Source organism: Cobetia sp., assembly GCF_983723665.1.
Genome location: NZ_CFDJES010000189.1, coordinates 1 through 4,348, shown reverse-complemented (window position 1 = coordinate 4,348; position 4,348 = coordinate 1). Strand labels below are relative to the sequence as shown.

The window sequence follows — 4,348 nt, the reverse complement described above, 5'->3', positions numbered from 1 at the left end:
TCCTGGGCGCACTCGATCACGAAGGAGCGATCTATCTTGAGCGCCGTCACGGGCAACAACTTGAGATAGCTCATCGAGGAATAGCCGGTGCCGAAGTCATCGATGGCGATCTTGTAGCCACGGTCGTAGAGCGCCCGCAGGCTGTCGCGCACCTTGATATCGGCATCGATCAACACGTTCTCGGTCAGCTCGATACCGATGTCCCGCGGTGTCAGCCCGTATTCCTCGACGTAGGCCTCAAGGCGGGTGAAGACGTCCGAGCTGATGGCCTGGCGTCCGGAGATGTTGATGTCGATCCGGTAGCCCTTCAGCCCCATGGCGCGCCATTCGGCCTGCTGACGACACGCCTGGCGGATGACCCAGTCTCCCAGACGCTCGATCAGATTGGTGCGCTCGGCGACCTTCACGAAATCGGAGGGCGGAATATAGCCCTCGGGAGAATGCCAGCGCAGCAGCGCCTCGAAGGATTCGATGCGCTCACTGCGCGCCGCCACCTGCGGCTGATAATGCAGCGACAATTCCCCTCCGCCGTCCTGATTCAGCAGCGCCTGCAGGCGTCCGGCCAGATGGTGCTGATGCAGCATCTCGTTGCGGACTTCCTGATTGAAGAACTGATAGCCATCGCGCCCGGCCAGCTTGGCACGATGCTTGGCGACATCGGCATTGCGCACCAGCTCGGCCGCCTCGCTCCCATTCTCGGGATACAGGCTGATGCCGATACTCAGGCGCAGCAGCAACTGGCGCCCTTCGATCTCGAAGGGTCGCTGGAAGTCCTGACGAATGCGCTCGACCACCGACAGGGCATCACTCTCGTAATCCAGTCGTGGCATCGCCAGCACGAATTCATCGCCACCAAAGCGCGAGAGCAGATCCTGATTGCGCTGGAAGCCCTGCAGACGCTTGGCCACGCTACGGATGACGCGGTCACCCATCTCGTAACCGAGGGTGTCATTGATCTCGGTGAAATGATCGATATCGAGAAACAGCACCATCAGGGTGTCGTCATGACGCTGACATTCACTGAGCGCCTCGCCGAGTTCGCTCTCGAAGGTCTGGCGATTGGGCAGCTCCGTCAGGGGGTCGAAACGCGTCATGTAATCCAGATCACGCTGGACCTTGCGCTCACCCGCCAGATCGATGTCGATACAGAACATCAGCGGGTTGTCAGTGCGCTCTCCCAGCATCACATGGTGGGAAAAGACAGGCACGGGGGCGCCTGACTTGTGCTTGAGCTCAAGTTCACTGGAGGGGATCTCGATACCCTGAGAGACCCAGGCATGGTGTGCGTCCACCACGACATCTGCCATCGTCTCCGGGATCACCAGAGTTTCCAGGCATCGTCCACGAGCTTCCTGCTCGCTATAGCCGTATAGCCGCTCGCTGGCCTCGTTCCAGTAGATGACGCGGCGCTGGCTGTCATAGCCCTGAACGGCGACGCGCGGCAGACTTTCCAACAGCTCTCGAAAGCGCTGATCACTGACGGGAAGTCCCTTGCTGGTCGAGAGGCCAACCATACTCGTCTGCATGACCGCCTCCTGCGTATGCTGATGATGTGACACCTGACGCTTGCGAGATAGCATGATGCCCGCAGTTGCGCCAAGAATCACCATCAGTAACGCGGTTGGCCATCGACCCAGCATGCTCTGGCCCCACATCACCACCACCATCAACGTCAGTACCACGGCAATGATGACGGGACGAGAGCACAATATTCCGGCGGCCCTGCTGGCCTGGCGGAACCCTTTAGCCATGTTGAAGGATACCTCCGCTGCCGTCCTTCGCCTGTTCGCCGGACTTCGGCGGGGCAGATCAACTCGTGACGGAATGTCACTTCGAACGAGTTCTCTCACACGCAGAACGAGTTCTTGTCGTCATGAGAAAAGTCTAAGGGTCTGCTGCGCGTAAACCCAGCGTCTTGCAGCGCCTCTCGATCACTATCCTCAACGCTTCATGCAGTGCCAGGCGGCCTGAACATGCGTTGCGCTGCTCGTCTGCAAAGGGCGAAGAATAGCGCTAATGACTTACATAATACCAGTCGATTAGATTACTCATACCTCGATATTGGCCATGTACCCATATTGATGATACTTGCGCGAGATTAGCGTGTTACCGCCATGGTACGGGTTTGACTATCTCGTGCGCACCTTCCCATTCTCCTCGACGTTGCCAACGCAACACCTTCCATTTGCGCCCAAGCGCACAAAACGTCGAGGAATTTCATATGAACATCGCAAATCGTGGCGTACGTCAACTGGCCGACTCTTCCCGCAAGATCACCCTGGAACAGGGCGGCCTGGTGGAGCACTACCCGACCCCCAAGACGGACACCACCCCCTTGCGCCTGCCGCTTGCCTCGCAGTACTGGCCGGAGGCAGTCCACGAGGAGCTGGCACGCCAGCATTGGAGCAAGGCATCCATCACCTCCCAGATCGACCTCGAGGCCTGGCAGGGCTTCCTGAAGGACCTGCCGCGTGACCCCTACGTCAACACCCGCTGGAAGCGCATGTCCTGGCTGCACCTGAACGACCAGCATGAAGTCGAGACGCTGGGCGAATGTCCGATGGCGCAGGGCGGCAAGTTCAATGACGCCGCCAGCATGGCTGACCGTCTGCGCTATTACGCACCGCTGGAAGAGAGCTTCACCGAGCGCGAGGATGTGCGCGCCTTCGTGAAGGCCTGGGCCGACATGTGGGGTATCGGCCCGCGTGAACCGATCCTGATGCAGATCACCGGCGTGCGCGGTGATGGCACCATCGATCCTCTCCAGGGTCAGGGCATCCACGCCGATGGCTGCAAGTACCTGAGCATCCTGGTGCTCAACCGCGAGAATGTCAGCGGTGCCATCAACACCCTCTATCAGGACAAGGCAGGCAAAGAGCTGCTGACCACCACGGAGCTGGCACCGGGCGAGGTCCTGCACATCCACGATGACCAGCTGTTCCACAGTGTCAGCTCCATCACCCAGGAGAACGCCGGCGAGCACTTCGAGCGCTTCATCATCATCATCAACTGCTCGTTCATCGACGAGTTCCAGAACCGCATGCTGCGTCGTCATTTCCCGGACGCCGTCCTCAACGACTGCGAGTGAGCAACGGATTGCTCGCGAGCCATCGCAGCGAGACGCATCGCAACTTGCGGCGTCGTCTCATCTGAAGCCCCGCCGCGCAGAAGCCACGATGCCGATGCCCCCCGATACGTGAAACCCTGTTCTGAGCGCCTGAATCCCTGAGCGCCCAAGCGCCAGAGTACCTGAGTATCTAAGTACCCAAGTGCCTGAGTACCTGAGTGCCTGAGTGCCTGAGTGCCTGAGCCTCATGGCGTCAGACACAGGAAAGAAGAAGGAGAACCTGCCATCAGGTGACGCACTGTCACAAGATGCGCGCCGACGAAAACGTGCATGTGCAGCACCCAGCGCCAGCCGGGCCACCGGCTGGCGCTTTTATATGCCACAGAGCGCCCGCTTCGCGCTTGTCTTGAATCATGCATCTGCCCTGTTACACGATTCTTCCTTCTTCTCTCTCTTCTCTCTCTTCTCTCTCTTCTCTCTCTTCTTATCTCCTCTTCATTCTGCTCTCTTCACTCTTTCCTTGTTCTCGCTTTCTCCTCCTTCATCCCCTCCTCTTGTTCTGCTCTCCCGCACCGCCGCGCTTTGCATTACTCTGGTGTCTCGCGCTTGGCACTCTCGCCTGTCGAGACGCGCTTGATTACATCGTCGCTGTGGCGGCGCTGCCCTCCCCTCTATGCATCAGGGACCTCTCATGACCTTTGAAAGCGGGCTGACCTTCTTCATTGCCATCTTCCTGTTTGGCATCACCCCCGGGCCTGGCATCCTGGCGCTGCTGGCGCGCGGCATGAGCCAGGGTGGCAATGCCTGCGTGCCGATGGCCGTGGGCATGAGTCTCAGTGATGTCTGCTACATGCTGGCGGCGGTGTTCGGCCTGTCGGCACTGGCCACGCATTGGGGCGAAGTCTTCGTGGTCATCCGTATCCTGGGCGCCGCCTACCTGCTCTATCTCGGCTACAAGTTATGGACGAGCTCACCGACGCTGGATGAGACTGATGTCCCCAGGCTACGTGGCAACTGGTGGAAAGGGTTTCTGCAGGGCTTTCTCATCTCGGCCTCCAACCCCAAGGTCATCCTGTTCTATATCGCCTTCCTGCCCACCTTCATGGATATCACCCGGCTGTCTGGCAGCGATATCGTGATCGCCGCCGGACTCAACCTGAGCGCGTTGCTGCTGGGCGTGGTGCCGGTGGGCTATCTCGCCGGGCGTGTCCGCCGCTATCTGCGTTCGGCGAAGGCGGTCAAACGCCTCAATCGCAGCGCCGGCGGCCTGATGATCGGGGC

At 59.7% G+C, this 4,348-nt stretch carries 3 protein-coding genes; 2 read left to right on the top strand and 1 reads right to left on the bottom strand.

The annotated features are described in order from the left end of the window. On the bottom strand, nt 1-1,526 hold a 1,526-nt coding region (locus AC4FAH_RS13520; RefSeq protein ID WP_483236931.1), incomplete at its 3' end, for a putative bifunctional diguanylate cyclase/phosphodiesterase. Between the two features lie 695 nt (nt 1,527-2,221). Here AC4FAH_RS13520 and AC4FAH_RS13515 point away from each other — a divergent pair. Then, nucleotides 2,222-3,088: a 2OG-Fe dioxygenase family protein gene (locus AC4FAH_RS13515; protein WP_084589647.1), complete on the top strand. Its 867-nt coding sequence runs from the start codon at nt 2,222-2,224 to the stop codon at nt 3,086-3,088. A 670-nt stretch (nt 3,089-3,758) separates the two neighbouring features. Then, on the top strand, nt 3,759-4,348 hold a 590-nt coding region (locus AC4FAH_RS13510; RefSeq protein WP_490246209.1), incomplete at its 3' end, for a LysE family translocator.

Bases quoted from the DNA above. Each gene is read 5' to 3' on its own strand.
- AC4FAH_RS13515 (WP_084589647.1), top strand. From the start codon at position 2,222: ATGAACATCGCAAATCGTGGCGTACGTCAACTGGCCGACTCTTCCCGC.